Source organism: Paenibacillus sp. MMS18-CY102, from assembly GCF_009789195.1.
GTDB lineage: Bacteria > Bacillota > Bacilli > Paenibacillales > Paenibacillaceae > Paenibacillus_T.
Genome location: NZ_WSTC01000001.1, coordinates 213,532 through 237,188, shown reverse-complemented (window position 1 = coordinate 237,188; position 23,657 = coordinate 213,532). Strand labels below are relative to the sequence as shown.

At 53.3% G+C, this 23,657-nt stretch carries 22 protein-coding genes; 21 read left to right on the top strand and 1 reads right to left on the bottom strand.

Annotated features, from left to right (window positions below; translation table 11 throughout):
• Positions 1–127 precede the first annotated feature (127 nt).
• The 17 genes from dapF (at position 128) to spoVM (ending at position 17,610) form a co-directional block, all read left to right on the top strand.
• The gene (gene dapF, locus GON22_RS01240; protein ID WP_160394303.1) at positions 128–958 is read left to right on the top strand and encodes a diaminopimelate epimerase; all 831 of its coding nucleotides are present in this window, start codon (positions 128–130) and stop codon (positions 956–958) included.
• A gap of 28 nt (positions 959–986) precedes the next feature.
• Entirely contained in the window at positions 987–2,879 is a 1,893-nt protein-coding gene (locus GON22_RS01235) for a bifunctional homocysteine S-methyltransferase/methylenetetrahydrofolate reductase (protein ID WP_160394302.1), read from the top strand.
• A gap of 355 nt (positions 2,880–3,234) precedes the next feature.
• The gene (gene remA, locus GON22_RS01230) at positions 3,235–3,495 is read left to right on the top strand and encodes an extracellular matrix/biofilm regulator RemA (protein ID WP_006036475.1); all 261 of its coding nucleotides are present in this window, start codon (positions 3,235–3,237) and stop codon (positions 3,493–3,495) included.
• A gap of 13 nt (positions 3,496–3,508) precedes the next feature.
• Positions 3,509–4,126 (top strand): guanylate kinase, encoded by a 618-nt coding sequence (gmk, locus tag GON22_RS01225; protein WP_160394301.1) that lies wholly within the window; start codon positions 3,509–3,511, stop codon positions 4,124–4,126.
• Positions 4,127–4,140: 14 nt separating this feature from the next.
• Positions 4,141–4,365, top strand: a complete 225-nt coding sequence (gene rpoZ / locus GON22_RS01220; RefSeq protein ID WP_160394300.1) for a DNA-directed RNA polymerase subunit omega — start codon at positions 4,141–4,143, stop codon at positions 4,363–4,365.
• Between the two features lie 142 nt (positions 4,366–4,507).
• On the top strand, positions 4,508–5,731 hold the full coding sequence (coaBC, locus tag GON22_RS01215) for a bifunctional phosphopantothenoylcysteine decarboxylase/phosphopantothenate--cysteine ligase CoaBC (RefSeq protein ID WP_160394299.1): 1,224 nt from the start codon (positions 4,508–4,510) through the stop codon (positions 5,729–5,731).
• The gene (priA, locus tag GON22_RS01210) at positions 5,728–8,262 is read left to right on the top strand and encodes a primosomal protein N' (RefSeq protein WP_160394298.1); all 2,535 of its coding nucleotides are present in this window, start codon (positions 5,728–5,730) and stop codon (positions 8,260–8,262) included. Before coaBC ends, priA begins: the two co-directional genes overlap by 4 nt.
• 67 nt (positions 8,263–8,329) lie before the next feature.
• Entirely contained in the window at positions 8,330–8,827 is a 498-nt protein-coding gene (gene def, locus GON22_RS01205; RefSeq protein ID WP_006036480.1) for a peptide deformylase, read from the top strand.
• A gap of 7 nt (positions 8,828–8,834) precedes the next feature.
• Positions 8,835–9,791 (top strand): methionyl-tRNA formyltransferase, encoded by a 957-nt coding sequence (gene fmt, locus GON22_RS01200; RefSeq protein ID WP_160394297.1) that lies wholly within the window; start codon positions 8,835–8,837, stop codon positions 9,789–9,791.
• Positions 9,788–11,368: a 16S rRNA (cytosine(967)-C(5))-methyltransferase RsmB gene (rsmB, locus tag GON22_RS01195; RefSeq protein ID WP_160394296.1), complete on the top strand. Its 1,581-nt coding sequence runs from the start codon at positions 9,788–9,790 to the stop codon at positions 11,366–11,368. Before fmt ends, rsmB begins: the two co-directional genes overlap by 4 nt.
• Before the next feature lie 100 nt (positions 11,369–11,468).
• A complete protein-coding gene (gene rlmN, locus GON22_RS01190; RefSeq protein ID WP_160394295.1) occupies positions 11,469–12,539 on the top strand; it encodes a 23S rRNA (adenine(2503)-C(2))-methyltransferase RlmN in 1,071 nt (356 codons plus the stop codon).
• A gap of 7 nt (positions 12,540–12,546) precedes the next feature.
• Positions 12,547–13,302, top strand: a complete 756-nt coding sequence (locus GON22_RS01185) for a Stp1/IreP family PP2C-type Ser/Thr phosphatase (RefSeq protein WP_160394294.1) — start codon at positions 12,547–12,549, stop codon at positions 13,300–13,302.
• Between the two features lie 6 nt (positions 13,303–13,308).
• Entirely contained in the window at positions 13,309–15,471 is a 2,163-nt protein-coding gene (pknB, locus tag GON22_RS01180; RefSeq protein ID WP_160394293.1) for a Stk1 family PASTA domain-containing Ser/Thr kinase, read from the top strand.
• On the top strand, positions 15,458–16,384 hold the full coding sequence (gene rsgA / locus GON22_RS01175) for a ribosome small subunit-dependent GTPase A (protein WP_160394292.1): 927 nt from the start codon (positions 15,458–15,460) through the stop codon (positions 16,382–16,384). Before pknB ends, rsgA begins: the two co-directional genes overlap by 14 nt.
• Before the next feature lie 3 nt (positions 16,385–16,387).
• Positions 16,388–17,032 carry a ribulose-phosphate 3-epimerase gene (gene rpe / locus GON22_RS01170; protein ID WP_160394291.1) on the top strand — a complete coding sequence of 215 codons (645 nt, stop codon included), beginning with the start codon at positions 16,388–16,390 and terminating at the stop codon, positions 17,030–17,032.
• A gap of 71 nt (positions 17,033–17,103) precedes the next feature.
• Positions 17,104–17,382: a hypothetical protein gene (locus GON22_RS01165; RefSeq protein WP_160394290.1), complete on the top strand. Its 279-nt coding sequence runs from the start codon at positions 17,104–17,106 to the stop codon at positions 17,380–17,382.
• 147 nt (positions 17,383–17,529) lie between these two features.
• Entirely contained in the window at positions 17,530–17,610 is an 81-nt protein-coding gene (spoVM, locus tag GON22_RS01160) for a stage V sporulation protein SpoVM (protein ID WP_040711006.1), read from the top strand.
• A gap of 161 nt (positions 17,611–17,771) precedes the next feature.
• Here spoVM and rpmB read toward each other — a convergent pair whose 3' ends face one another.
• Positions 17,772–17,960: a 50S ribosomal protein L28 gene (rpmB, locus tag GON22_RS01155; protein WP_160394289.1), complete on the bottom strand. Its 189-nt coding sequence runs from the start codon at positions 17,958–17,960 to the stop codon at positions 17,772–17,774.
• Positions 17,961–18,521: 561 nt separating this feature from the next.
• Here rpmB and GON22_RS01150 point away from each other — a divergent pair.
• Genes GON22_RS01150 through recG form a run of 4 tightly spaced genes read left to right on the top strand, consistent with a single transcriptional unit; the run spans position 18,522 to position 23,625 of the window.
• The gene (locus GON22_RS01150) at positions 18,522–18,881 is read left to right on the top strand and encodes an Asp23/Gls24 family envelope stress response protein (RefSeq protein WP_160394288.1); all 360 of its coding nucleotides are present in this window, start codon (positions 18,522–18,524) and stop codon (positions 18,879–18,881) included.
• A 31-nt stretch (positions 18,882–18,912) separates the two neighbouring features.
• Positions 18,913–20,682 carry a DAK2 domain-containing protein gene (locus tag GON22_RS01145; protein WP_160394384.1) on the top strand — a complete coding sequence of 590 codons (1,770 nt, stop codon included), beginning with the start codon at positions 18,913–18,915 and terminating at the stop codon, positions 20,680–20,682.
• A gap of 24 nt (positions 20,683–20,706) precedes the next feature.
• Positions 20,707–21,570, top strand: a complete 864-nt coding sequence (locus GON22_RS01140) for a DegV family protein (RefSeq protein ID WP_160394287.1) — start codon at positions 20,707–20,709, stop codon at positions 21,568–21,570.
• A 6-nt stretch (positions 21,571–21,576) separates the two neighbouring features.
• Positions 21,577–23,625, top strand: a complete 2,049-nt coding sequence (gene recG, locus GON22_RS01135; protein ID WP_160394286.1) for an ATP-dependent DNA helicase RecG — start codon at positions 21,577–21,579, stop codon at positions 23,623–23,625.
• The last annotated feature ends 32 nt before the right edge of the window (positions 23,626–23,657 follow it).

Sequence of the window (23,657 nt, the reverse complement as noted above, 5' to 3'; positions counted from 1 at the left end):
TTCTATTGAGCGATTAGTGCAAATGATCATCCAATTAAGCAATGGCGTTCCATTCCCCTTTTACGATATGCTAATGAACAAAATGGCAAGATGCTATTCATCTACTCGTTAAAGGGGACTAATGGAAATGGAATTCACTAAAATGCATGGATTAGGAAATGATTTTGTCGTATTTGCAGGTTATCAAGAATTGCCCGAGAATGTATCGCAGCTTGCGATTGACTTATGTAACCGATTTTTCGGCATCGGCGCCGACGGCCTCGTCTATATTCTCCCGAGCGAGAATGCAGACTTCAAAATGCGCATTATTAACTCCGACGGTTCGGAAGCTGAGCAATGCGGCAATGCGATCCGTTGCGTTGCAAAGTATGTGTATGACAACGGCTTGACGAGCAATACTGACATTACGATTGAGACGCTTGGCGCAGGCGTGCAGCAGGTTCAATTGAATGTGCAGGATGGGCAAGTCGCAACTGTGCGCGTTGATATGGGCCAGCCAATTTTGGAGGGCCTCAAAGTGCCTACGACGGTTGATGCCGACCGCGTCATTGCACATCCGATTGAGGTTGACGGGCGCGAGTTCACGTTCACAGCAGTATCCATGGGCAATCCCCATTGCGTTATTTATGTCGATGATGCTGCAAATTTCGATCTGTTAACTTGGGGCCCTAAGCTGGAGAAACATCCGATGTTCCCTCGCAAAATCAATGTTGAGTTCGTATCGGTCAATTCCCGTACGCATACGGATATGCGCGTTTGGGAACGCGGTGCAGGCCCGACGCTTGCATGCGGTACAGGCGCTTGCGCAACGGTCGTTTCGTCGGTATTGAATGGTTTGACAGACCGCACGGCTACAGTGTCGCTTAAAGGCGGCGATTTGTTGATCGAATGGAGCGAAGCGGACAACCACGTCTACATGACTGGCCCGGCGGCTGCTGTATTCCGCGGCTCGCTCTAATCGGAATTAAGTCACGGGTGGGATGCTGATGAAACAGGATTTGCGTGAAGCTCTCCAGCATCGGATTTTGGCCGGAGATGGCGCGATGGGCACGTACCTATACCAGACGGGGTTTCCTGTAGGGGTATCCTATGAGGAATTCAACGTGCTTCGCCCTGAGGTAATAGGCGGTGTGCACAGGCGGTATTATGAAGCCGGCGCTAGGCTAATCGAGACGAACACCTTCTCTGCGAATGCTGAAAAGCTGTCCAAGTATGGATTAGAGTCCGATATCGAGCTGATTAACCGCTCTGGCGTTCGATTGGCACGTGCTTCCGTAGGTGCGGACGCTTACGTGGTAGGGGCAGTTGGCCCGATCCGTGCAGCAAGGCGCAAGGGCGTTCGTACAGCTACGGTTCAACATGCGTTGTCCCAGCAGATCGGAATTCTTTTGGATGAAGGTGTCGACGGCATTTTGTTAGAAACATTCTTGGACATGGAAGAGATGTTGCTGGCGATTCGTGCCGTTCGGCAATCTAGCAACGTGCCGGTCATTTGCCAGTTTGCCGTAGAAGACCGTGGCAGCACGCAAGATGGCATTGGGCTTATTGATGCGTTTAACCGTTTGCAGAGTGAAGGGGCTGACGTGGTCGGCTTTAACTGCAGAACGGGTCCTAACGGCATTATGCGCTCGATTGATTCGCTTGATGGAACGATTCAGCTTCCGTTTTCTGTTTTCCCGAATGCAGGCATTCCTGACTATGTTGATGGCAAGTATACGTATTCGGCTACCCCGGCTTACTTTGGCGAGACAGCACGTCGGTTCGCCGACCGCGGTGCACGAATTATCGGTGGCTGCTGCGGCACGACACCAGAGCATATCGCCGCAATTGCCGCTGCACTAGATGGGTACACCCCTGCTGCGTTAGATGCTGTCCCTGTGGCAGAAGCGCCGGCAGCTCCGCAACATGAGGGCGGTCCTTCTGTGACGGTTAGCTCTACGCCTGTTCCGCCTGTTGCGCCACCGGCTGAAGAGCCGTCCATCGTCGAGCTGGTTCAACAGCGGCATACGGTCATCGTCGAGCTGGACCCTCCGCGCGATCTGGACATTACGAAGTTTATGGCAGGCGCAGCTGCCCTTAAGGAAGCGCAAGCGGATGCGTTGACGATGGCGGACAACTCTTTGGCGGTAACGCGCATGAGCAATATCGCACTCGCTGCCCTTGTGAAAGAACGTACAGGCATTCGCCCGCTTGTTCATATTGCTTGCCGTGACCGTAACTTGATCGGCACGCAGTCACATTTGATGGGGCTCGATGCACTGGGCATTGACCATGTGCTTGCTGTGACAGGGGACCCTGCCCGTTTTGGCGACCTTCCTGGCTCTAGCTCGGTTTACGATATGACTTCTTTCGATATGATTAAGATGATTCGCCAGATGAATGAGGGGAAGGCTTTTTCTGGAAAACAGCTTAAGCAAAAGGCGAAATTCGTAATCGGCGCTGCATTCAACCCAAATGTGAAGCATTTGGACAAGGCGGTGCAGCGATTGGAACGGAAAGTTGCATCCGGCGCTGGTTACATCATGACGCAGCCTGTATATGACCCGGCGCTTATTGAACGGATGGCGGAAGCGACCAAGCATATTCAAGTGCCGATCTTCGTTGGCGTGATGCCACTTGCTAGCGGCCGCAATGCCGAATATTTGCATAATGAGGTGCCAGGCATCCAGCTGTCGGATGAAGTTCGGCAACGCATGGCGGGGCTGGAAGGCGAAGCGGGGCGTGCGGAAGGCGTCCAGATTGCTACGGAATTGCTCGATGCGATTATTCCTCACTTCAAAGGCATCTACTTGATGACGCCGTTTATGTTCTATGAGATGGCCGTCAAATTAACGGAGCATGTTTGGCATAGGATAGGGCGGTTCATGAACGAAGCATGATAATTATAGTACGATGATGCGGCTGATATTGGCGAAATTCGCCGATATCAGCCGATATTGTGAAAAAATCACTTGTTAGTCGCATGAAAATCCTTTAAAATGGATTAACAATGCATATGCCATGCTCTCTCGTCGATTTTTGAAGCGAAACAACGGATGTTATCTGTTTGCGTTCAACATTAGCGAGCATTGGATGGAACGTTGCGCGGACGTATGAGTCCGGTTATTTTCGTTCATAATAGTGCGGGGGTTCTGCCATTCATTTCCGGCAGCTGGAAGTTGTTTTGATTCTCATTTATTGCAAGCCAATTATTATTTGCCAGTTGCATGTGGAGGACCGGAGGGGAGACCAGAGATGGCTATCAAACTAATTAATATCGGATTCGGCAACATCGTATCCGCTAATCGAATCATCTCGATCGTCAGTCCGGAATCGGCACCGATCAAGAGAATTATTCAAGAAGCAAGAGACCGGCATATGCTGATCGACGCGACATACGGCCGTCGGACGCGTGCCGTCATTATTACGGACAGTGATCATGTGATCTTGTCGGCGGTGCAGCCTGAGACGGTTGCGCATCGGCTTTCCGCCAAAGATGACGATCATGACGAATAGTACGGGGAGCATTATGAGCAGAGGATTACTTATTGTATTGTCCGGCCCTTCTGGCGTAGGCAAAGGCACAGTATGCGCAAACCTGCGGCATCGGATGCCGGAACTCATTTATTCGGTATCGGCGACGACCCGCCACCCTCGCCAAGGCGAGATTAACGGCATCAACTATTTCTTTAAATCGCGTGAACAGTTTCAGGATATGATCGCGAATGACGCGCTGTTGGAATGGGCCGAATATGTCGGCAATTATTATGGCACGCCGCGTGATTTTGTCGATCGGACACTTGCTTCAGGCAAAGACATCATTCTTGAGATTGAGGTGCAGGGCGCACTTAAGGTGAAACAAAAGTTTCCCGAGGGCGTATTTATTTTCCTGATGCCGCCATCCCTTGAGGAACTGAGGCAGCGCATTACAGGGCGTGGTACTGAGAATGCAGATGTAATTGACCATCGGATGTCGGTTGCGGTAGAAGAGATGAACTTGCTTCGCCATTATGATTATGCCGTCGTTAACGACGAGATCGATGCCGCATGCCACCGAATCCAAAGCATCATAACAGCAGAGCATTGCCAAGCAAGCCGGATTCTTGCTGACATGCCGCAATTGCCTGCAGCTTCAGAGAAAGCATAGACGGGGTGAATCGAATGTTGTATCCATCGATTGATGAAATGATTGAGAAAGTGGACAGCAAATATAAGCTCGTAGTGGCGGCTTCCCGCCGTGCACGCATGCTTCGCGAAGGCTCTAAGCCTGAAATTCGCAATGCAAAGTCGAACAAGCAAGTCGGCGTTGCACTCGAAGAGATTTACCATGACATGCTCATTGTTGAATCGGTAGAAGTTCCGCCATCCAGCAAAGGGAATAGATAATACTAGCCGGGATTTAGCAGGTCCGGCTGTCGGTATTGCAGCTTGCGACATTCGCTATATATCGGCCGAACAGAACGGCAAAAAAGTGACAACCGGATTGCGGTTGTTATTTTTTTGTTTTCCGAGAGGGAGCGATGACCGAATGAAGGGTAAAACGATCATACTCGGCATTACCGGCGGTATTGCTGCGTATAAGGGAGCTGCCTTGTGCAGTAAACTTGTACAAGCAGGTTTTGACGTACATGTCATCATGACGGAAAACGCTTGCCAGTTCATTACGCCGCTTACGCTGCAGACATTATCGCGCAATTTGGTGTATACGGACACATTCGACGAGCGTGACCCGGCTGTTGTTTCCCATATTGATCTTGCTGACCGTGCGGATCTCATACTAGTGGCGCCAGCAACTGCGAATACAATTGCGAAGATGGCGAATGGGCTGGCAGATGATATGCTCAGTACAACACTTTTGGCTGCGACCTGCCCAATCGTTGTTGCGCCAGCGATGAATGTACATATGTATAGCCATCCCGCTGTTATCCGCAACATTCAATTGCTGGCTGAGCGAAACGTTCGGTTTATTGCGCCTGAGACTGGCCAATTAGCTTGCGGGTATGTCGCCAAAGGAAGATTAGCAGAGCCTGAATCGATTGTCGCTTCGATTAGTGACATGTTGCGCGAAGGTGCAAGCAAGCCTTTGTTAGGCAAAAAAGTGTTGATCACGGCAGGCGGCACGGTAGAGCGGTTAGACCCTGTCCGTTATTTGACGAATGATTCGTCAGGTAAAATGGGCTTCGCCTTGGCTGCAATCGCCAGAGATTACGGGGCAGAGGTTACCCTCGTGATGGGAAGAACATCGGAACGGCCGCCTGACGGAGTTTCCCTCGTCCGAGTGGAGTCGGCGCAAGACATGCTCAAAGCCGTACTTGTACGTTACCCGCAATCAGATATGGTCATTAAATCCGCTGCAGTTGCTGATTATCGGCCTGTCATGCGTGCAGATAAGAAGATGAAGAAGTCTGGCGATCGCCTTGTGCTGGAGCTAGAGAAAACAACCGATATTTTGCAGACGCTTGGCGAGCAGAAAACGAAGCAATATTTGGTCGGATTCGCGGCAGAGACAGAAGAATTGGATCGGTACGCGATGGATAAGCTGCAGCGCAAGCAATGCGATTTGATCGTGGGCAACGATGTTAGCCAAGAGGGTGCGGGTTTTAATTCCGATACGAACATCATTCGCATATATGACAAAGACGGCATTGTCGAATCTCTTCCGCTCCTTTCCAAGCTCGAAACAGCCCGCCGCATTATCGCTCTAGCGGCGGAACGGATGGCCAATCGAGAGGCTGGGAAGGCTGGCCGATGATTGCGCGCGTTATTGTTGACGTGCCGAGCCGGCAGACCGATCGGCCATTTGATTACGAAGTGCCGTTGGCGCTTGAAGGCTGGATTGAGGCGGGCAGCCGGGTCGGTGTGCCTTTTGGTGGGCGCGTGCTGCAAGGGTTTGTTGTTGGATTGGTCCATTCCGAAGCTTCGGAGGTCGACCGGTCCAGACTCAAGCCAATTGCGGAGCTGCTTGATCCACTGCCGCCGCTCAGGCCTGATCTGATCGAGCTGGCCGGCTGGCTTAGCGTTAAATATTGTTGCACGATGATTGCTGCACTGCAGGCCATGCTTCCAGCCGCGCTGAAGGGCAAAGCAGAACGGACGGTCCGATTAAGCGAAGCGTTCGAGGAGCAGGAGCCTGCCGCTGCAGCAGCGGTGCTGTTGCCGGACGGCATGCGGGATTGGCTCAAGCGAAGTGGCCCGGCCAAACTGGATACGTTACGTGAACGATTCCCAGATTCAGGGGCCTATGTGAAAGCAGCGATTCGAATTGGTTTGCTGGAGGAGCAGGTCGCCATCCGGGATAAGGTCGGCATTCGCAAGGTTCAGACCGTCCTTCCTCCCGCTGATCGGGAAGGGGCGCGTGAAGCGCTTGCGGATTGGCCAGCGCGTGCTGGCAAACAGCGGGATGTTCTTGCATTTATGCTTGATGCAGAAGGGCCTATGCCGTTGCAGCAGCTCCTGGCACAATTGGGGACGACAGCTTCTACGGTTAAAGCGCTAGTGGACAAAGGCTGGCTAACGATGCGGGAAGTAGAGGCGTCGCGTGACCCTTACGCGGGGCGTACGTTCCAGCGAACTGAGCCGTTGCCGTTAACGCAAGGCCAGCAGGAAGTGTTGAAATGGATTGTCGCTTCTATCGATGCCCGTGAGCCGAAGCCTTATTTGCTGCACGGCGTAACCGGAAGCGGGAAAACAGAGGTGTACTTGCAAGCGATTCAGCGCTGCTTAGACCAAGGGCTGCAAGCAATCGTGCTAGTCCCCGAAATTTCGCTTACGCCACAGATGGTGGAGCGATTCAAAGGGCGGTTTGGGGATGCGGTTGCTGTCTTGCACAGCCGGCTATCGAACGGCGAACGGTATGATGAGTGGCGCAAAATCCGTGAGCGCCGTGCACAGGTTGCAGTCGGTGCACGTTCAGCGATTTTCGCCCCATTTGAAGCAATCGGGCTGATGATTATCGATGAAGAGCATGAATCCAGCTACAAGCAGGAGGAAAGCCCAAAATATCATGCGCGCGACGTGGCGATTATGCGGGCAAAGCAGCACGGCGCTACCGTTGTGCTAGGTTCAGCTACTCCGTCACTGGAGTCGTTTGCTGCAGCGACTGCTGTCCGTTCATCCGGCAGCAACAACGGGAACGGAGGCGGGGGTGCACCGCTCCTGCTCGCTATGCCGGATCGTGTGGCAGGCCGCCCAATGCCGCCCGTCACGGTCGTCGACATGCGGGAGGAGCTGCAAGGGGGCAATCGCTCCATGTTCAGCCGCACGTTGTATGCGGGCTTATCAGACCGGCTTGAACGGGGCGAGCAGTCGGTGCTTCTGTTGAATCGCAGAGGCTATTCCACGTTTGTTATGTGCCGTACTTGCGGGTACACAGCAGCGTGCCCGCATTGCGATATCTCGTTAACCTATCATCAGAAGACGCGTGTTTTGCGCTGCCACTATTGCGGGCATTCCGAGGGTGCGCCTTCTTCGTGCCCATCGTGCGAGAGCGAGCATATCCGTTTTTTTGGAACGGGGACGCAAAAGGTAGAAGAAGAGCTAGCGAAGCTGTTTCCGGGCATTCGTGTCATTCGGATGGACGTGGACACAACGACCGAGAAAGGTTCGCATGAAAAGCTGCTGAAGCAGTTCGGCGAACGAAAAGCGGATGTATTGCTCGGCACGCAAATGGTGGCGAAGGGGCTCGATTTCCCTTATGTGACGCTAGTAGGCGTCGTTGCTGCCGATACTTCGCTGCATTTGCCTGATTTTCGTTCGGCAGAACGAACGTTCCAATTGTTAACGCAGGTGGCTGGGCGTGCGGGAAGGCATGAGCTGCCCGGCGAAGTCGTTGTGCAATCTTACGCGCCTGAGCATTATGCGATTCAAGCGGCGCAGCATCATGATTATGATGCTTTCGTACGGGAGGAGCTTGCGCATCGACGTGCGATGGGCTACCCGCCGTATTGCCGGCTTATTTTGGTGACGATGTCGCATGAGCAGCTTCCGTTGTTAACGGATGTTGGCGATCGATTCGCCCAGCGGCTTCGGGACGCTGCGGTGTCTGCTGGCGTTTTCGGCCGTGTAGACGGCACGAGCGGGCCAAGAGCGCTGGATGTGCTTGGTCCAGTAGCTTCACCGATTGCACGGATGAAGGATCGCTACCGTTTTCAATGTATGATAAAATATCGGGGAAACGTTGACGCTACAGCGTTGCTGCGCGAAACGATCCGACCATTCATGGAAGGTTCAGAAGGGCGAGGCGTGCAGTTCGGGATTGACGTCGATCCTCATATGATTTTATAAATCGAATTTTATTTTGCCGCGTGAGCGGTTCCCGTTCATCAATCATCGAAGAAAGAAGGTACCTATTATGTCCATTCGAATTATTGTGAAAGAGCCAGATCCAGTATTGCGCGAAGTCGCGAAGGAAGTAACAAAGTTTACGCCTAACCTCCACAAGCTGCTTAATGACATGGCAGATACGATGTACGATGCGGAAGGCGTTGGCCTTGCTGCGCCCCAAATCGGCATTTCCAAACGTGTCATCGTCGTAGACATTGGCGAAGAGGAAAGTGGTTTGATCGAGGTTGTCAATCCCGTTATCGTGCTCAGCGAAGGTGAGCAATTCGGTCCGGAAGGCTGCTTAAGCATTCCGAATTTGAACGGCGATGTGAGCCGTGCAGATCGCGTGAAAGTGGCTGGCCAGGACCGTAATGGCAATCCAATCGAGGTGGATGCGTCGGGGTTCTTGGCGCGTGCGTTCCAGCATGAGATTGACCATTTGAACGGCATTCTCTTCACGGACTTGGCAGAAAACGTGTATGACATTACGCAGCAGCAGTCTCGCCGTCGGAAGAGCGGGGAGTGAGCTTGGCATGAAAATCGTATTTATGGGGACGCCGTCGTTTGCGGTCCCTTCCTTAGAACGCGTATTGGCTAACGGCCACGACGTGATTGCGGTTATTACGCAGCCTGACCGCCCGAAGGGGCGGAAGCGTGAATTGGCGCCGCCTCCTGTGAAGGAAGCAGCGCTGCAGCATGGCCTTCCCGTTTACCAACCGGAGCGGATGCGCAGTGAGGAAGCGATTGCGCTTGTTGCCTCGCTTGCGCCAGATTTAATTATAACGGCTGCATATGGCCAAATTTTGCCGAAGGCGGTGCTTGATGTGCCGCCGCTCGGCTGTATTAATGTGCATGGCTCGCTTCTGCCGAAATATCGGGGCGGAGCGCCTATCCAGCGTTCCATTATTAATGGTGAGCAAGTTACCGGCGTGACGATTATGTACATGGCAGAGGGCCTTGATACGGGGGACATGATCAGCCGTGTAGAAGTGCCTATTGATGAGGCTGATACATCGGGCACGCTGTTCGAGAAGCTGAGTGCAGCGGGTGCGGACCTGCTCATGCAGACGCTTCCCTCCATCGAAGCGGGCACTGTCCAAGCTGTGCCCCAGCAGCATGATGATGCGTCTTACGCCCCGAATTTAACGCGGGAAGACGAACGTATTGATTGGACGCGCACAGCGCGGCAGCTGTACGACCAAGTGCGCGGGCTATCGCCGATGGCTGGCGCATTTACGCAATGGAATGGCGAGCCTTTCAAAATCTGGCGGTGCCAGGCTATCGCGGCTACGAATAGCGGTGTACAAGCTGCTGTGCCTCCAGGGACTGTCTTGTCGGCATCGCCAGAGGGAATTGCTGTTCAGGCAGGGGAAGGCGCTCTTCTTCTGCTAGACATTCAGCCTGCGGGCAAGCGGGCGATGCCGGCTGCGGATTGGCTGAAGGGCGCTCGCCTTGAAGCAGGGGCGCAATTCGGCGGAGGTTTGCAATGAGCCGGCAGACGGAAGGTAATAGCGGGCGCGCAACCAGCAGCAAGCCGAAGCCATCTACGCAATCCAAGCAAGGAAAGCCTAGCGCTGCTGGCATGAGAAAGCCGATTGCCGGCGGGCAAAGCCGATCAGGCAACAACACCGCTGGCGGAAAGAAACCAGGCGGCGCACAACCTGCAGGGGCGCCTCGCCCAGCACGGCGCCCTGCAACTGCCCGTGAGGTTGCATTGGATGTGCTCGTTAAGATTGAGCGGGAGGGAGCATTCAGCAACCTCGTCTTGAACAGCGCTTTGCAGTATGCGGAATTGTCCCGCGCAGATGCTGGGCTGGCTACTGAACTGGTCTACGGCACGCTGCAACGCCGCTTATCGATTGACCATGCGTTGTCCTCTCTTGCTGCCAAAGGGCTTGGCAAGCTTGAACCTTGGGTTTTGCAACTGCTGAGGCTAAGTGCTTACCAGCTGCTATTCTTGGATCGCGTTCCCGCGCACGCGGCGGTCAACGAAGCGGTGACGATCGCGAAGCGGCGCGGCCATGCCGGCATATCCGGCATGGTTAACGGCATGCTGCGCAACCTGCTCCGCCGCCGCGAAGAGCTCGCGCCGGAAGCTGCAGCCGATTCGGCTGCGAGCCCGGCGCTTCGCATTGCGCTGAGCCACTCGTATCCCGAGTGGCTCGTCGCGCGGTGGATCGCCGCCTATGGCGAAGAGGCGGCGGAACAAATCTGTGCGGCGGGCAATGAGCCGCCGCATGCCAGCATTCGCGTCAACCCTTTGCGCGCGACGCGGGAGGAAGCGATTGCGATACTCGCCGAATCCGGCATCGAGGCAGCCAAGTCTGCCGTATCGCCTTCCGGCGTTATCGCGCAGCGTGGCGGAAGCCTAGCCGATACGATCGGCTTCCGCGATGGCCGATGGTCGATTCAGGATGAGAGTTCCATGCTTGTTGCACAGGCGGCACGGCCTGCTGCCGGCATGAACGTGCTGGACTGCTGCGCGGCACCGGGCGGCAAGACGACCCATCTTGCAGAGCTGATGGGCAATGTGGGCCGTGTCATTGCCAATGACGTTCATCCGCATAAGCAAGCGCTCATTCAGCAGCAAGCGGAGCGGCTTGGCCTTACATGTGTGGAAACTGTAACCGGCGATGCAGCGGAGCTCGGCCAGCGGTATTCCCCGGAATCGTTCGACCTCGTGTTATTGGATGCGCCTTGCTCGGGCCTTGGCGTTATTGCACGCAAGCCTGAAATCAAGTGGACCAAGTCGGAAGGCGACATCCGGGATATCGCTGCGATTCAGAAGAAGCTGATCAATGGTGTTGCTGGGCTTGTTAAGCCAGATGGAAGGCTTGTGTATAGCACCTGTACGATTGATCGCGACGAGAATGATTTCCAAATCAGACAGTTTCTCAAGGATCACCCGGAATATACGCTAGATACGGAATGGCCAGTCGAGCTGCTGGAGGCTCTGCGGTCTGCAGGTGCGGTGCAAGGGGAATTTACAGGAGCTCTGCAGCTGCTTCCGAACCATTTTGGCAGCGACGGCTTTTATATTGCAACGATGCGCAAACGTACGGTTTAGGCCGCTTGTAGTCTGGCATGGGCGTTTGTGGTAAAATAAACGACAACGGATACGATAAACTCGTGTCCGTATTATTTTAAGGTTTAGGTGTGATAAACAGATGGGCGAACAGATACAAGAACAGACGAAACCTTTCATTTATGACTATACGCTAGAAGAAATTCAGGCATGGGTCAAAGAGAATGGCGAGCCGGCTTTCCGCGCAGGCCAGTTGTTCGATTGGCTTTATGTGAAGCGGGTGCGCAGCTTCGAAGAGATGACGAACCTGCCGAAAGCTTTCCGGCAAAAGCTGGATGACCAGTTTGCTTTTGTCACGCTCTCCGAAATTACGAAGTTCGAGTCAAAGGACGGCACCGTCAAGTTTTTATTCGGGCTGCATGACAACCACGCGATTGAAACGGTCGTTATGCGCCACAATTACGGCAACAGCATCTGCGTAACGACGCAGGTCGGCTGCCGCGTCGGCTGTACGTTTTGCGCGTCGACACTGGGCGGCTTGAAACGCAATCTGACGGCAGGCGAGATCGTCGCGCAAGTCGTTTGGGCACAACAGCTGCTGGATGCTACGAATGAACGCGTCTCGAGCATTGTAATCATGGGAACAGGCGAGCCTTTCGAAAATTATGAGCCGACAATGAACTTCCTTCGGATCATGATTCACGAAAAAGGGCTCAATATCGGCCAACGGCACATTACGGTGTCAACAAGTGGCATCGTGCCGAATATTTATAAATTTGCGGATGAGAATACGCAAATTAACTTGGCGATCTCGATTCATGCGCCTAACGATGCGCTTCGTTCGAAGTTGATGCCAGTTAACCGCCGTTTCCCGTTCAACGATGTGATGGAGTCGCTCCGTTACTACATCGCGAAGACCGGGCGCCGCATTACGTTTGAGTATGCGTTGATCGGCGGCGTGAATGACCGCCCTGAGCACGCAGAAGAGCTCGCGCAAGTGCTGCAAGGCATGCTTTGCCACGTCAACCTCATTCCGGTTAACCATGTGCCGGAACGGAATTACGTGCGTACGCCACGCGACGATATTTTTGAATTCCAGCGTATATTGGAGAGGAACAAAATCAATGCAACGATCCGCAGGGAGCAAGGCCACGATATAGCGGCGGCATGCGGTCAATTGCGGGCGAAGCATATGGAATCCACGGCGAGGTGATCCGGATTTGATTACGGCTAACCGGACGGATATCGGACGCGTCCGACAGGAGAACGAGGACAGCCATTGGGTTGAGGAGCTGCAGGGAGGAATTGTTGCGGCAGTTGTTGCTGATGGAATGGGCGGCCATCTCGCAGGCGAGGTGGCAAGCAAACTGACCGTCGATGCGCTTAGCGCGTCGCTCGGTGCGATTGCACCTGGGATGTCTAATGAGGAATGTGAAACCATATTGCGGGCGGCGATCAAGTCTGCTAACGAGATCGTATTTGATACGGCCTCGCGCAACGAACGCTACAGCAATATGGGCACAACGGTCGTTGTCGCTGTGATTGAGGGCGAAAGGGCTGTAATTGGCCATGTTGGCGACAGCCGGATTTATCGGTTGGACGCAGACGGCCTCATTCAGTTGACGGACGACCATACACTTGTAAACGAACTGCTCAAGTCAGGCCAGATTACGGCTGAAGAAGCAGCCAATCATCCACGCCGTAACGTAATCATGCGGGCTGTTGGCACCGATCCCGAAGTTGAGGCGGACGTTTCCATTGCCAGTTTGTCGCCGGCAGATCTGTTAATGCTGTGCAGCGACGGGCTTACGGATATGGTTAGTCATGAGCAAATGCTCGAAACGCTGCAATCGGAGACGCTCGATCTTGATGGCAAGGCGGATCGTCTCATTCAACTGGCACTGCAAGCAGGCGGCGATGATAATATTACCGTCATTTTGCTGCAAGGAGCTGCCAGTAAGAATCGAGAGGGGTGACGAATATTGATCGGACATGAACTTGGAGGACGTTACGAAATTATTACCCGGATCGGCGGCGGGGGCATGGCGCTTGTGTATAAAGCCCATGACCTGCTGCTGAACCGGAAGGTTGCGGTCAAGGTGCTGCGCCAGCAATTCGTTCACGATGAGGAGTTTATTCGACGGTTCCGCCGGGAGGCGCAATCGGCGGCTTCTCTCTCTCATCCGAACGTAGTCAGCATCTATGATGTAGGGCAAGAGGATGAAGTGCACTACATCGTCATGGAATATGTGGAAGGCAGCAACTTGAACGAAATTATTCAAGAGCGTGCGCCGCTTCAGCCGGACGAAGCTATACATATCGCTGCACAGATTTGCGATGCGTTAGTGAATGCTCATCAGAACCAAATTATTCATCGCGATATTAAGCCGCATAATATTCTTATTGGCAACAATGGCAGAGTGAAAGTGACCGATTTTGGCATCGCGCGTGCTGTCACGGCTTCAACCATTACGCAGACTGGCTCTGTGGTAGGCTCTGTGCATTATTTCTCGCCGGAGCATGCCAAAGGGACAAGCACGGGCGAGAAGTCGGATCTCTATTCATTAGGCATCGTTATGTACCAAATGTTGACCGGCAAGCTGCCCTTCCAGGGGGAAAGCCCGATCAGCGTAGCCCTAAAGCATTTGCAGGAAACGTTTGTTGAGCCACGAGCGATTAACCCACTCATTCCGCAGAGCGTAGAAAACGTTATCTTGCGGGCAATGCGCAAAAATCCGAGCGAGCGCTATGCTTCGGCAAGCGAGATGCTGAAGGATTTGGAAACTTCCCTGCAGGCTCAGCGGCTGCATGAGCCGAAGGCGACGTTCTTCAGCGAAGCGGGAGATTTGGACGAGACGCGTGTCATGCCAGCTATTAGGCAGTCGGCGCCTGAAGTGCGTCCTGCTGCTCCTGAAGTGCCTTCTTCGCGTGAAAAGGCGTCCTCTCAGCAAGCGGCGTCGAATACGCAGACGATCGAGTGGGAGGATGAGAAGCAGAAAGGGCCTAAGCCGTGGTGGAAGCGCCCACTGCCGATGATCATTTTGACATTGGTCGTCATTGCAGGGCTTTACTTCGCGGTTAAGTCTGTCTCGAACAGCTTGGATGTTCCAGAGGTCCCTGTTCCGTATGTTGTGAATATGGAGGAAGCGCAGGCGGTCCAAGCGATTGAGGAAGCGGGCTTGATGGTCGAACAGCCGATTATTCGGGAGTTTAATGAAGCGGCGAAAGGGATCGTCTATGAGCAGTCCAAGGCTAATATGAAGGTCAAGAAAGGCGCGTCCATTCGCCTCTACGTGAGTGAGGGTACTGAGCTGTCTGCAATGACGGACTATAGCGGAAGGCAGCTTACAGCGGCTATGGAGGAGCTGGAGGCGCTTGGCGTATCCAAGGATCGTATAAGCAGCAGCGATAAAGTGTTTAGCGACGAGGATCCGGGCACGATTTTGTCACAGACACCGGCAGCCGGTGAGCCGTTTGATCCGAAGACCGCTGCCGTTCGTTTTACCATAAGCAAAGGGCAAGAAACGGTCGTGATGCCAGATCTGGTAGGCAAGAAAGAAGCAGAAGCAAAAGTGCTGCTAAGCCAACAAGGATTGAAGCTTTCGGATGATAATATCGTCCGGGAACCAAGCTATGAGCCAGAAGGCACGGTATTGGCGCAATTCCCTTACGAAAAAGGCGCGCAGGTAGGGAAAGGCGCAGAAGTGTCGATTACGGTTAGCTCCGGCTTGCCATCAGATGCGATACAGCGGAAGCTTCCTATTGTCATTTCTCCTGCCCAGGCGGGCCATTCAAGTGAGATCCGGATTGTATATTCCGACGCTACCGGCGAGAATATTGAGTGGGGCAAGCGCAAAATCAAAGATACGCAGCGATTCACGATCAAGGTTATCGTAGCTCCGAATAAGGATGCAATGGTCATGGTATTCCGCGACGGGCTGTTGGTCGATTCGTTCCCAGTTACGTACGATTCGGCTGAGGAGCCATCCGAGCAAACGGTGCCTGGCAAGGAAGAGCCGCCGCCCGTCATTGACCAGCCTGCACAAGGCGAGGTCCAACCGACAGATCCGAACACAGCAGGAACCGATCCTAACACCGTTCCAGAAGACGGAAACGAGGGTAACCAGCCAGATGGCCAACAATAGTGAATTAAAGGGTACGATTGTCAAAGCGTTAGCAGGTTTCTATTATGTTCAACCGGATACGGGGCAGGGCAAGCCTGTTCAGTGCCGTGCACGGGGGATATTCAAGAAGAGGGGCGTCTCTCCGTTCGTCGGTGATCGCGTCGTCTATTCCCTTACGGATAACGGTGATGGGGCAGTTGAACAAATATTGCCGCGTACGTCCGAGCTGATTCGCCCGCCAGTCGTTAACATCGAACTGGCGGTGCTTGTCTTCTCGGTTACGGAGCCTGAGTTAAATTTTCAGCTATTAGACAAGTTCCTCGTCCATATTGAACACGCGGGACTTGATACCGTGATTTGCTTAAGCAAGAGTGATCTCGCGCTAACAGAAGGCAAGGAGGGCGAAAGTGCCCGTGAGGCGCTACGCCGCGTACGGGCTGTCTATGAGCCGCTTGGTTATGAAGTGTTCGAGACAAGCTCGCGCCTGTCAGAAGGCTGCGAGCCGCTACAGCAACGGCTTAATCATCGGATGTCTGTCTTTGCAGGGCAGTCTGGCGTAGGCAAGTCCTCTTTGCTTAATGCGCTTGTTCCGGGACTGGCACTAGAGACCAACGCTATCAGCAATCGCCTGGGGCGCGGGAAGCATACAACACGTCATGTCGAACTGATTGAAACAGGCTTTGGCGGCTTCGTAGCGGACACGCCTGGATTTAGCCAGTTGGACTTTGAAGAACTTGGCATCGAAGATCTAGGCTACTGCTTCAGGGAAATGCGGGAGCTGTCGCCGTCCTGCAAGTTCCGTGGCTGCACGCATGATCACGAACCAGGCTGTGCGGTGCTTGACGCATTGGAGGCAGGAGAGATTGACGCTGGGCGCCACGCGCATTATTTGGCGTTCATGGAAGAGATGAAAGAGAAAAAACGGAGGTACTAACGGATGACCATTATTGCACCGTCGATTTTATCGGCTAATTTCTCAAAACTTGGGGAGGATGTTCAAGCGGCTGAAAAAGCCGGTGGGGATTGGATACATATTGATGTCATGGATGGGCATTTCGTGCCCAACTTGACCTTTGGCCCGGTCGTAATCGAATCGATTCGCCCTTATACGAAGCTGCCCTTTGATGTCCATCTGATGATTGAGAAGCCGGAGCTTTATATCCCTGCCTTCGTTAAAGCGGGAGCAGACCGCATTACGGTGCACGCAGAGGCATGTGTTCACCTGCATCGCGTCGTCCAACTGATCAAAGAGCATGGATTGCCTGCCGGTGTAGCAATTAATCCAGGTACGCCAGTATCGGCTGTCGAGCCTGTACTGGACGATCTAGATCTCGTCCTCATTATGACCGTTAATCCGGGATTTGGCGGACAAGCATTTATTCCGCAGTCTGTCGGCAGGCTGCGCCAGCTGCGCACCATGCTGCAGGAACGCGGCTTGGAGCACATGAATGTACAGGTAGACGGCGGCGTTAATGCAGAGACGGCGAAGCTCGTACGCGAAGCTGGAGCGAATGTGCTAGTCGCTGGAAGCTATGTGTATGGCGCTTCGGACCGGGCTGCTGCTGTCGCTTCACTTCGTTAAACCGCATTTCATCCTTTGAATCGTGAGCCGGCCGTGTGGCTGGCTTTTCGTTTGGCTACAGGAGGCACATCATGGAAAAATTTGAAGATCTAGACCGCAAGCCACGCACAGGATTATTTGTTGCTTTCTTCAGTTGGCTTGCCGGGATTTGCTTGACGCTGTTTGCGACCGTGGATGGGCCCATTCGTTTCGTGTTCTCACTGCTGGCGCTCGTTATTGTGCTGCGTTCGTTCCGCAAGATCGAGAATCTGGCTCCGAGGGTGTGGTTCATCGTGCTCTCGATCATCTGGTATTTGTTGCTTACAGTGATTGTTACGATTGCTACTTACGATCCTCCCCCTGCAGGTTAGGCCTGGGCGCGCTGGAATAGGACGACTTGATTACGCATAGGATGGTTACATGAACGATGGTTCCGCGAAGATCCGAGGTTCTTGTAACCATTTGTGCGTTATGAAGGCAACGATTAACCGATGAGCGCGTTTGAGGAGGGATGGGGCATGAAATTTTACACGATCAAGCTGCCTAAATTTCTAGGCGGTTTCGTCAAGGCCATCTTGAATACGTTCCAAAAAAGCTGATGCGGCCGAGCTGACGATGGTTCGATCGTGGAAGCAAGCCTATACCGACTGTATTTTGCATACGCAGAGTACAGTCGTTTTATATGTATAGGCTCGCCATACAAAAAAGACCGTGTCATAAGACACGGTCTTCTGCTGGCGTCGGCTATTGGCCGGGCCTATTATACGCGGGTTACTTTGCCGGATTTCAGCGCGCGGGCGCTAACCCATACGCGTTTCGGTTTGCCGTCGACGAGGATACGCACTTTTTGAACGTTTACGCCCCAAGTACGACGGTTTTTGTTGTTCGCGTGGGATACGTGGTTGCCTGAACCAGGCGCTTTACCCGTAATTGCACATTTGCGAGACATGGATACACCTCCTTAATCGATGCGGAGCATCTGGCTTCGCAAGCATCCGCTCATTAGGCGGAGCATAACAGCATGGAAAGCTTCCGCTGAAATTGCTAGTCATACGTCTTCATGATAACCGGCTTCTCGTCACAAGAAGCGCATATAAACATACTTGATTATCGTATCACAATTGCCTTTTCTTTGTCTAGTCCTTGCTCATTTTGAGAAGGGGGCTGTGAAGGGGAGATGGCAAATAGCCTCATTTAGGCTTGTTTTGGGAAGAAAATCACTTGCAGAACGCAATTTGCGTCCACTATCTTCGTTATGCTATAGATAATTGTCGAAAAACATTGTAAAATGGCGATAATGTTACTCGAATTTACAGCATTCGGCTGACAGGAACGTCTGGAAGAGGGCGCTTTGATACATCGTTTCGTAATCCGATTGCTTATGGATGCGTTTTCATGATTAATGCTGCGAGGGTCAGCCTCGTTTGGCATGCTTCTATAACGTCAAGGATTATAGTACAATGTTGAAAAGTCCACAATAGAGATACATACGGAAAAGGAGCGGATCTCCATGCCACTGCAGCTCAGCACCGAGCTCGGAAAAGTACTCATTACAGACGAATGCATTGCCGTTATTGCAGGCTCTGCGGCATTGGAATGCTATGGATTGGTTGGCATGGCGTCCCGCAAGCAATTGAAAGACGGCATTGCGGAAATGCTTGGCCGAGACAACCTGTCTCGCGGTGTAGAAGTGCGCCGGGATAACGATAGCCTCCAAATTGACCTTCATATTATAGTAAGCTATGGAACTAAAATATCCGAAGTCGCGCATAACATTCAAACGAAAGTCCAATATGTGCTTAACGATGTGATTGGATTAGAGGTTGACCTCGTTAATATCTACGTCCAAGGCGTGCGGGTACTCAAGTAGTTAGGAAGGGGAATCTTTGTTGAGCAAACGCATGATAAACGGAACTGATTTTCACCGCATGGCTGCTGCCGGTGCGGAAAGCTTACAGCGTAATGCAGAGCATGTAAACGCGTTAAACGTCTTCCCGGTGCCAGATGGCGATACAGGGACGAACATGAACCTAACGATGACTTCTGGCATGAAAGAGCTGCATAGCAAACCTTCGCCAAGCCTAGGGAAAGCAGCAGAAGCGCTCTCCAAAGGATTGCTGATGGGCGCGCGGGGCAACTCGGGCGTTATTTTGTCGCAGCTATTCCGCGGGTTTTCTAAATCGCTCGCAGCGATGGATGAGGCAGGCCCGGTTCAATTGGCTGCAGCGCTCCAAAATGGCGTCGACATGGCCTACAAGGCCGTCGTTAAGCCTGTGGAGGGCACCATTCTGACTGTTGCGCGCGAAGCCGCTAAACATGCCGTTCAGATTGCTCGCCGGACGGCTACAGCAGACGAGCTTATGCGTGAAGTGCATGCCAAGGCTTATGAAGCGCTCCAGCGCACGCCAGACCAGCTTCCCGTGTTGAAGCAAGTTGGTGTCGTGGACTCTGGCGGCCAAGGGCTTGTATTTATATACGAGGGCTTCGCCAAAGTATTGTCATCGGACATGCCTGCAGATGAACCGGTTATTACAGAAGCGGCATGGCCAGAAGATGTTGGCATGAGCGCACAGCCTGCCGTTCAGGCAGCCCGTCCAGCGCCAACCTCAGCCCAGTCGAAGCTGGCTACTGGCGATATTGAATTCCTGTACGATATGGAGTTTTTCATCGACCGTAAGCTCGCAGGGCGTACCGTGCCTGCTTTCGATGAACGGCGCTTCAAGGAAGCGCTTGCGAAGGATGGGGACTCGATTCTCGTCATCGAAAGCGATGATGTCATCAAGGTGCATGTTCACTCGCGCAGGCCAGGCGATGTGTTGAACCTCGCGCTGCCTTATGGTGAGTTGATTGATATTCACATTCTTAACATGCGGGAGCAGCATCGTGATTTGCTTGAGGGCGAAGCACATTCCGCTTCGGATGACCAGCAGGCAGCAGAAGCATTGGCAGCTGCCGAGGTGCTGACAGGCGGCGTTGCGCCGCAGTCCGTTTCGCCGGATCAAGTGCATGAGCTTGCGCCTTACGGCATCATTGCCGTTGCGATGGGCGAAGGCATCGCTGATATTTTGCTGGACAACAATGTTGACATTGTATTGTCGGGCGGACAGACGATGAACCCAAGCACAGAAGATTTCCTGAAAGCTATTGAAGTGCTGCAAGCTGAGCATATTTATTTGCTGCCCAATAACGGCAATATTATTTTGGCTGCCGAACAAGCTGCTGAGCTCTCGGGCCGCAGCGTCAAAGTTATACCGACACGTACAGTGCCGCAAGGGCTGGCCGCCGCGCTCGCATTCAAAGAAGATGAATCTGTTGAACGGAATGCAGATTGGATGAAGCGCGCTGCCGATTCTGTTCGCACTGGGCAAGTGACGCAAGCGGTTCGCGATACGAATATCGACGATGTGAGCATTCGGGAAGGCGACTTTATCGGCATTCGCGAGAAGGCGATCGTCGTGTCGACTGCAGACCTGCTGGATACATGCAGAACACTGCTGGACCGCATGTTGGAGGACGGCGGCGATTTAATTACCGTGCTCACGGGCGAAGATGCGGACAATGACGTGACGAAGCAACTGGCTTCATGGGTGGCGTCGGAGCATGCCGATGTTGAGCTGGAAGTGCTGGCTGGCGGACAGCCGTTGTATCCGTATTTGTTCGCGATTGAATAACGTTGCAGGAAGGGGGAGGAACGTATGCCTATGATTCGAATTGTCACAGACAGTACGGCCGATCTTCCGGCCGAAATTAGGGAGCAGCTAGGGATTGAGATGGTGCCGTTAGAAGTGTTGTTCGGCGAGGAATCCTATTTGGATTCGATAACGATCACGCCTGATGATTTTTATCAGAAGCTAGAGGCTTCGAATAAGCCGCCGACAACGTCACAGCCGGCCTCGGTCACGTTCGCAGCAACGTATGAGCGCATTTTGGCGGAACAGCCGGATGCCCAGATTTTATCTATCCATCTATCTGCTGCGCTTAGCGGCACGTACCAATCGGCAGTTATCGGCTCTTCGATGGTAGAAGGGGAAGGCGCAGCCAATATTACTGTTTTTGATTCCAAATCCGCGTCTAGCGGCTGCGGCATACTCGTTTTGAAAGCGGCGGAGATGGCTCGGATCGGCTGTACGATGGATGAGATCGTGGAAGAGATTACGCGCATGCGCAAGGCGACACATCTTTATTTTCTCGTCGATACGCTTGAATATTTGCAAAAAGGCGGCAGAATCGGCAAGGCATCGGCGCTCATTGGATCTATTCTGAATATTAAGCCGATCTTAACGCTGGATGAGGACGGCGTCGTTACTTCGGTTGATAAAGTCCGTGGACAGAAGAAAGCGATGAATCGTATCGTTGAGCTGTTTCACAAAGATTTTGACACGCAGCAGCCTGTCGCTATCACAGTGGCTTATGCGCAGCATACAGGCGTTGCGGACGAGCTGTGTGCGCTGCTGAAGGAGAATTTTAACGTCGATCATACAACGTTCTACGAGCTGGGTCCTGTTATCGGCACGCATGCCGGTCCAGGCACCGTAGGCCTTTTTATGCATAGGGTGTGAGTGAAAATGAAGCTGGATCAAATACCGGTCCGGCAAGTAAAAGGCGTGAGCGCGCAGAAAGAAGGCGAGCTTCACGCCTTTGGCGTCCGTACGGTTGCTGACTTGCTGGACTATTTTCCGTTTCGGTATGAGGATTATCGCCTGCGGGACTTGACGGAAGTGAAGGACGGAGAGAAAGTGACCGTTCAGGGCCACATTCGCAGCCTGCCTGCGGTAGCGCGGTTTGGCCGGGGGAAAGCTCGGATGACCTGCAAAGTAGAAATTGATCATTTCCTTGTGACGGCTGTGTGGTTTAATCGCGCGTTTCTGCAGGACCAGCTTGTGCTGGGCCGGGAAATTACGCTGACGGGCAAATGGGATGCTAACCGGCATCAGCTAACGGTATCAGAGTCGGAGTTTCCTGATCGCGGGAAGGCCCGCTCAGGATCGCTCCAGCCTGTTTATTCCGTGGGAGGCAACTTAACGCAGGCATTTATGCGCAAGGCGATAGGGCAAGCATTAGTCCAATTCGGCGACCTCATCGAGGACAGCTTGCCCCCTCAATTGATTAGCAAGCACCGGCTTATTCCTCGGCGGGATGCGATATTGCGCATTCATCATCCGGATGGAGCGGCAGAAGGGCAAGGGGCAAGGCGAAGGCTTGTTTACGAGGAACTGTTCTGGTTTCAGCTTAAACTGCAGGCTTACCGTTCATTAATTCGGACGCGCTCGGATGGGATGGCATTCCCGATTGATAGCGCCGTAATTCGTGATTTTGCCGCGCGTCTGCCGTTTGAGCTGACCGATTCGCAGAAGAAGGTCGTCAACGAAATTACGCAGGATATGCGCCAGAAGCATGGGATGAACCGGCTGCTGCAGGGTGATGTCGGTTCGGGCAAAACAGTCGTTGCTGCGATTGCGCTGTATGCGGCGGTTAAAGCGGGCCATCAGGGCGCGTTGATGGTGCCAACGGAAATATTGGCTGAGCAGCATCTTCGGTCACTGCAGCGCTTGTTTGACGGTACGGGTGTCGAGGTCGGTTTGTTGACTGGGAGCCTCACGGCCCGAAAAAGGCGTGACACGCTAGCTGGCTTGCAGATGGGGATGATCGACATCGCCGTTGGAACGCATGCGCTTATCCAAGACGATGTTATTTTCCGCTCGCTTGGCCTTGTTGTGACGGATGAGCAGCATCGATTCGGCGTGAACCAGCGGAGCGTGCTGCGGCGCAAGGGGTTAAGCCCGGATGTGCTGACGATGACCGCAACGCCGATTCCGCGTACGCTTGCCATTACGGCATTTGGGGATATGGACGTCTCAACGCTGCGCGAACGGCCGAAGGGCCGCAAGCCGATCAAGACATATTGGACGAAGCCGTCGGCGATGGATCGCGTGTTTGAGTTTATTCAACGCGAGGTTGATCAAGGGCGCCAAGCGTATGTCATTTGCCCGCTTATTGAAGAATCGGAGAAGCTGGATGTCCAAAACGCGATTGAGATGCATGCGACGATTGCGATGTCGCTTCCGAAACTTCAGGTTGGCTTGCTGCATGGCCGCATGACAACGGCTGAGAAGGATGAAGCGATGCGGGCGTTCAGCGTGAATGAAACGCAGGCGCTCGTCGCAACGACTGTTGTTGAGGTTGGCGTTGACGTGCCTAATGCGACGCTTATCGTTATTATCGATGCGGAGCGGTTCGGCTTATCGCAATTGCATCAGCTGCGCGGCAGGGTCGGGCGAGGCGAGCATCAATCTCACTGTATTCTCGTCGCTGATCCCAAGTCGGAGACGGGGCGGGAGCGGATGAAGGTAATGACCGAAACGGATGACGGCTTTGAGGTTTCACGCAAAGATTTGGAGCTGCGGGGACCGGGTGATTTTTTCGGAACGAAGCAGAGCGGGGTGCCGGAATTTAAGCTTGCGGATATGGTAGCCGATTATGAGACGCTGGAGGAAGCAAGAGAGGATGCCGCGGAATTGACGGGAGAGCCTGATTTTTGGACCGCATCCACTTATGCTGAGCTTCGCCAGCGGCTGCTGAAGGTTCCGTTATTCCAGGGTGAGCAGATTGATTAAAAGAAGGTAACTTTCATGGATACCCGGCATAT

Coding starts and splice junctions, on each gene's coding strand:
- GON22_RS01140 (WP_160394287.1), top strand. CDS start 20,707: ATGCCTATGATTCGAATTGTCACAGACAGTACGGCCGATCTTCCGGCC.
- GON22_RS01145 (WP_160394384.1), top strand. CDS start 18,913: ATGATAAACGGAACTGATTTTCACCGCATGGCTGCTGCCGGTGCGGAA.
- GON22_RS01150 (WP_160394288.1), top strand. CDS start 18,522: ATGCCACTGCAGCTCAGCACCGAGCTCGGAAAAGTACTCATTACAGAC.
- spoVM (WP_040711006.1), top strand. CDS start 17,530: ATGAAATTTTACACGATCAAGCTGCCTAAATTTCTAGGCGGTTTCGTC.
- GON22_RS01235 (WP_160394302.1), top strand. CDS start 987: ATGAAACAGGATTTGCGTGAAGCTCTCCAGCATCGGATTTTGGCCGGA.
- gmk (WP_160394301.1), top strand. CDS start 3,509: ATGAGCAGAGGATTACTTATTGTATTGTCCGGCCCTTCTGGCGTAGGC.
- rpoZ (WP_160394300.1), top strand. CDS start 4,141: ATGTTGTATCCATCGATTGATGAAATGATTGAGAAAGTGGACAGCAAA.
- rpmB (WP_160394289.1), bottom strand. CDS start 17,960: ATGTCTCGCAAATGTGCAATTACGGGTAAAGCGCCTGGTTCAGGCAAC.
- dapF (WP_160394303.1), top strand. CDS start 128: ATGGAATTCACTAAAATGCATGGATTAGGAAATGATTTTGTCGTATTT.
- def (WP_006036480.1), top strand. CDS start 8,330: ATGTCCATTCGAATTATTGTGAAAGAGCCAGATCCAGTATTGCGCGAA.
- priA (WP_160394298.1), top strand. CDS start 5,728: ATGATTGCGCGCGTTATTGTTGACGTGCCGAGCCGGCAGACCGATCGG.
- remA (WP_006036475.1), top strand. CDS start 3,235: ATGGCTATCAAACTAATTAATATCGGATTCGGCAACATCGTATCCGCT.
- rpe (WP_160394291.1), top strand. CDS start 16,388: ATGACCATTATTGCACCGTCGATTTTATCGGCTAATTTCTCAAAACTT.
- fmt (WP_160394297.1), top strand. CDS start 8,835: ATGAAAATCGTATTTATGGGGACGCCGTCGTTTGCGGTCCCTTCCTTA.
- rsmB (WP_160394296.1), top strand. CDS start 9,788: ATGAGCCGGCAGACGGAAGGTAATAGCGGGCGCGCAACCAGCAGCAAG.
- rsgA (WP_160394292.1), top strand. CDS start 15,458: ATGGCCAACAATAGTGAATTAAAGGGTACGATTGTCAAAGCGTTAGCA.
- GON22_RS01165 (WP_160394290.1), top strand. CDS start 17,104: ATGGAAAAATTTGAAGATCTAGACCGCAAGCCACGCACAGGATTATTT.
- recG (WP_160394286.1), top strand. CDS start 21,577: ATGAAGCTGGATCAAATACCGGTCCGGCAAGTAAAAGGCGTGAGCGCG.
- rlmN (WP_160394295.1), top strand. CDS start 11,469: ATGGGCGAACAGATACAAGAACAGACGAAACCTTTCATTTATGACTAT.
- coaBC (WP_160394299.1), top strand. CDS start 4,508: ATGAAGGGTAAAACGATCATACTCGGCATTACCGGCGGTATTGCTGCG.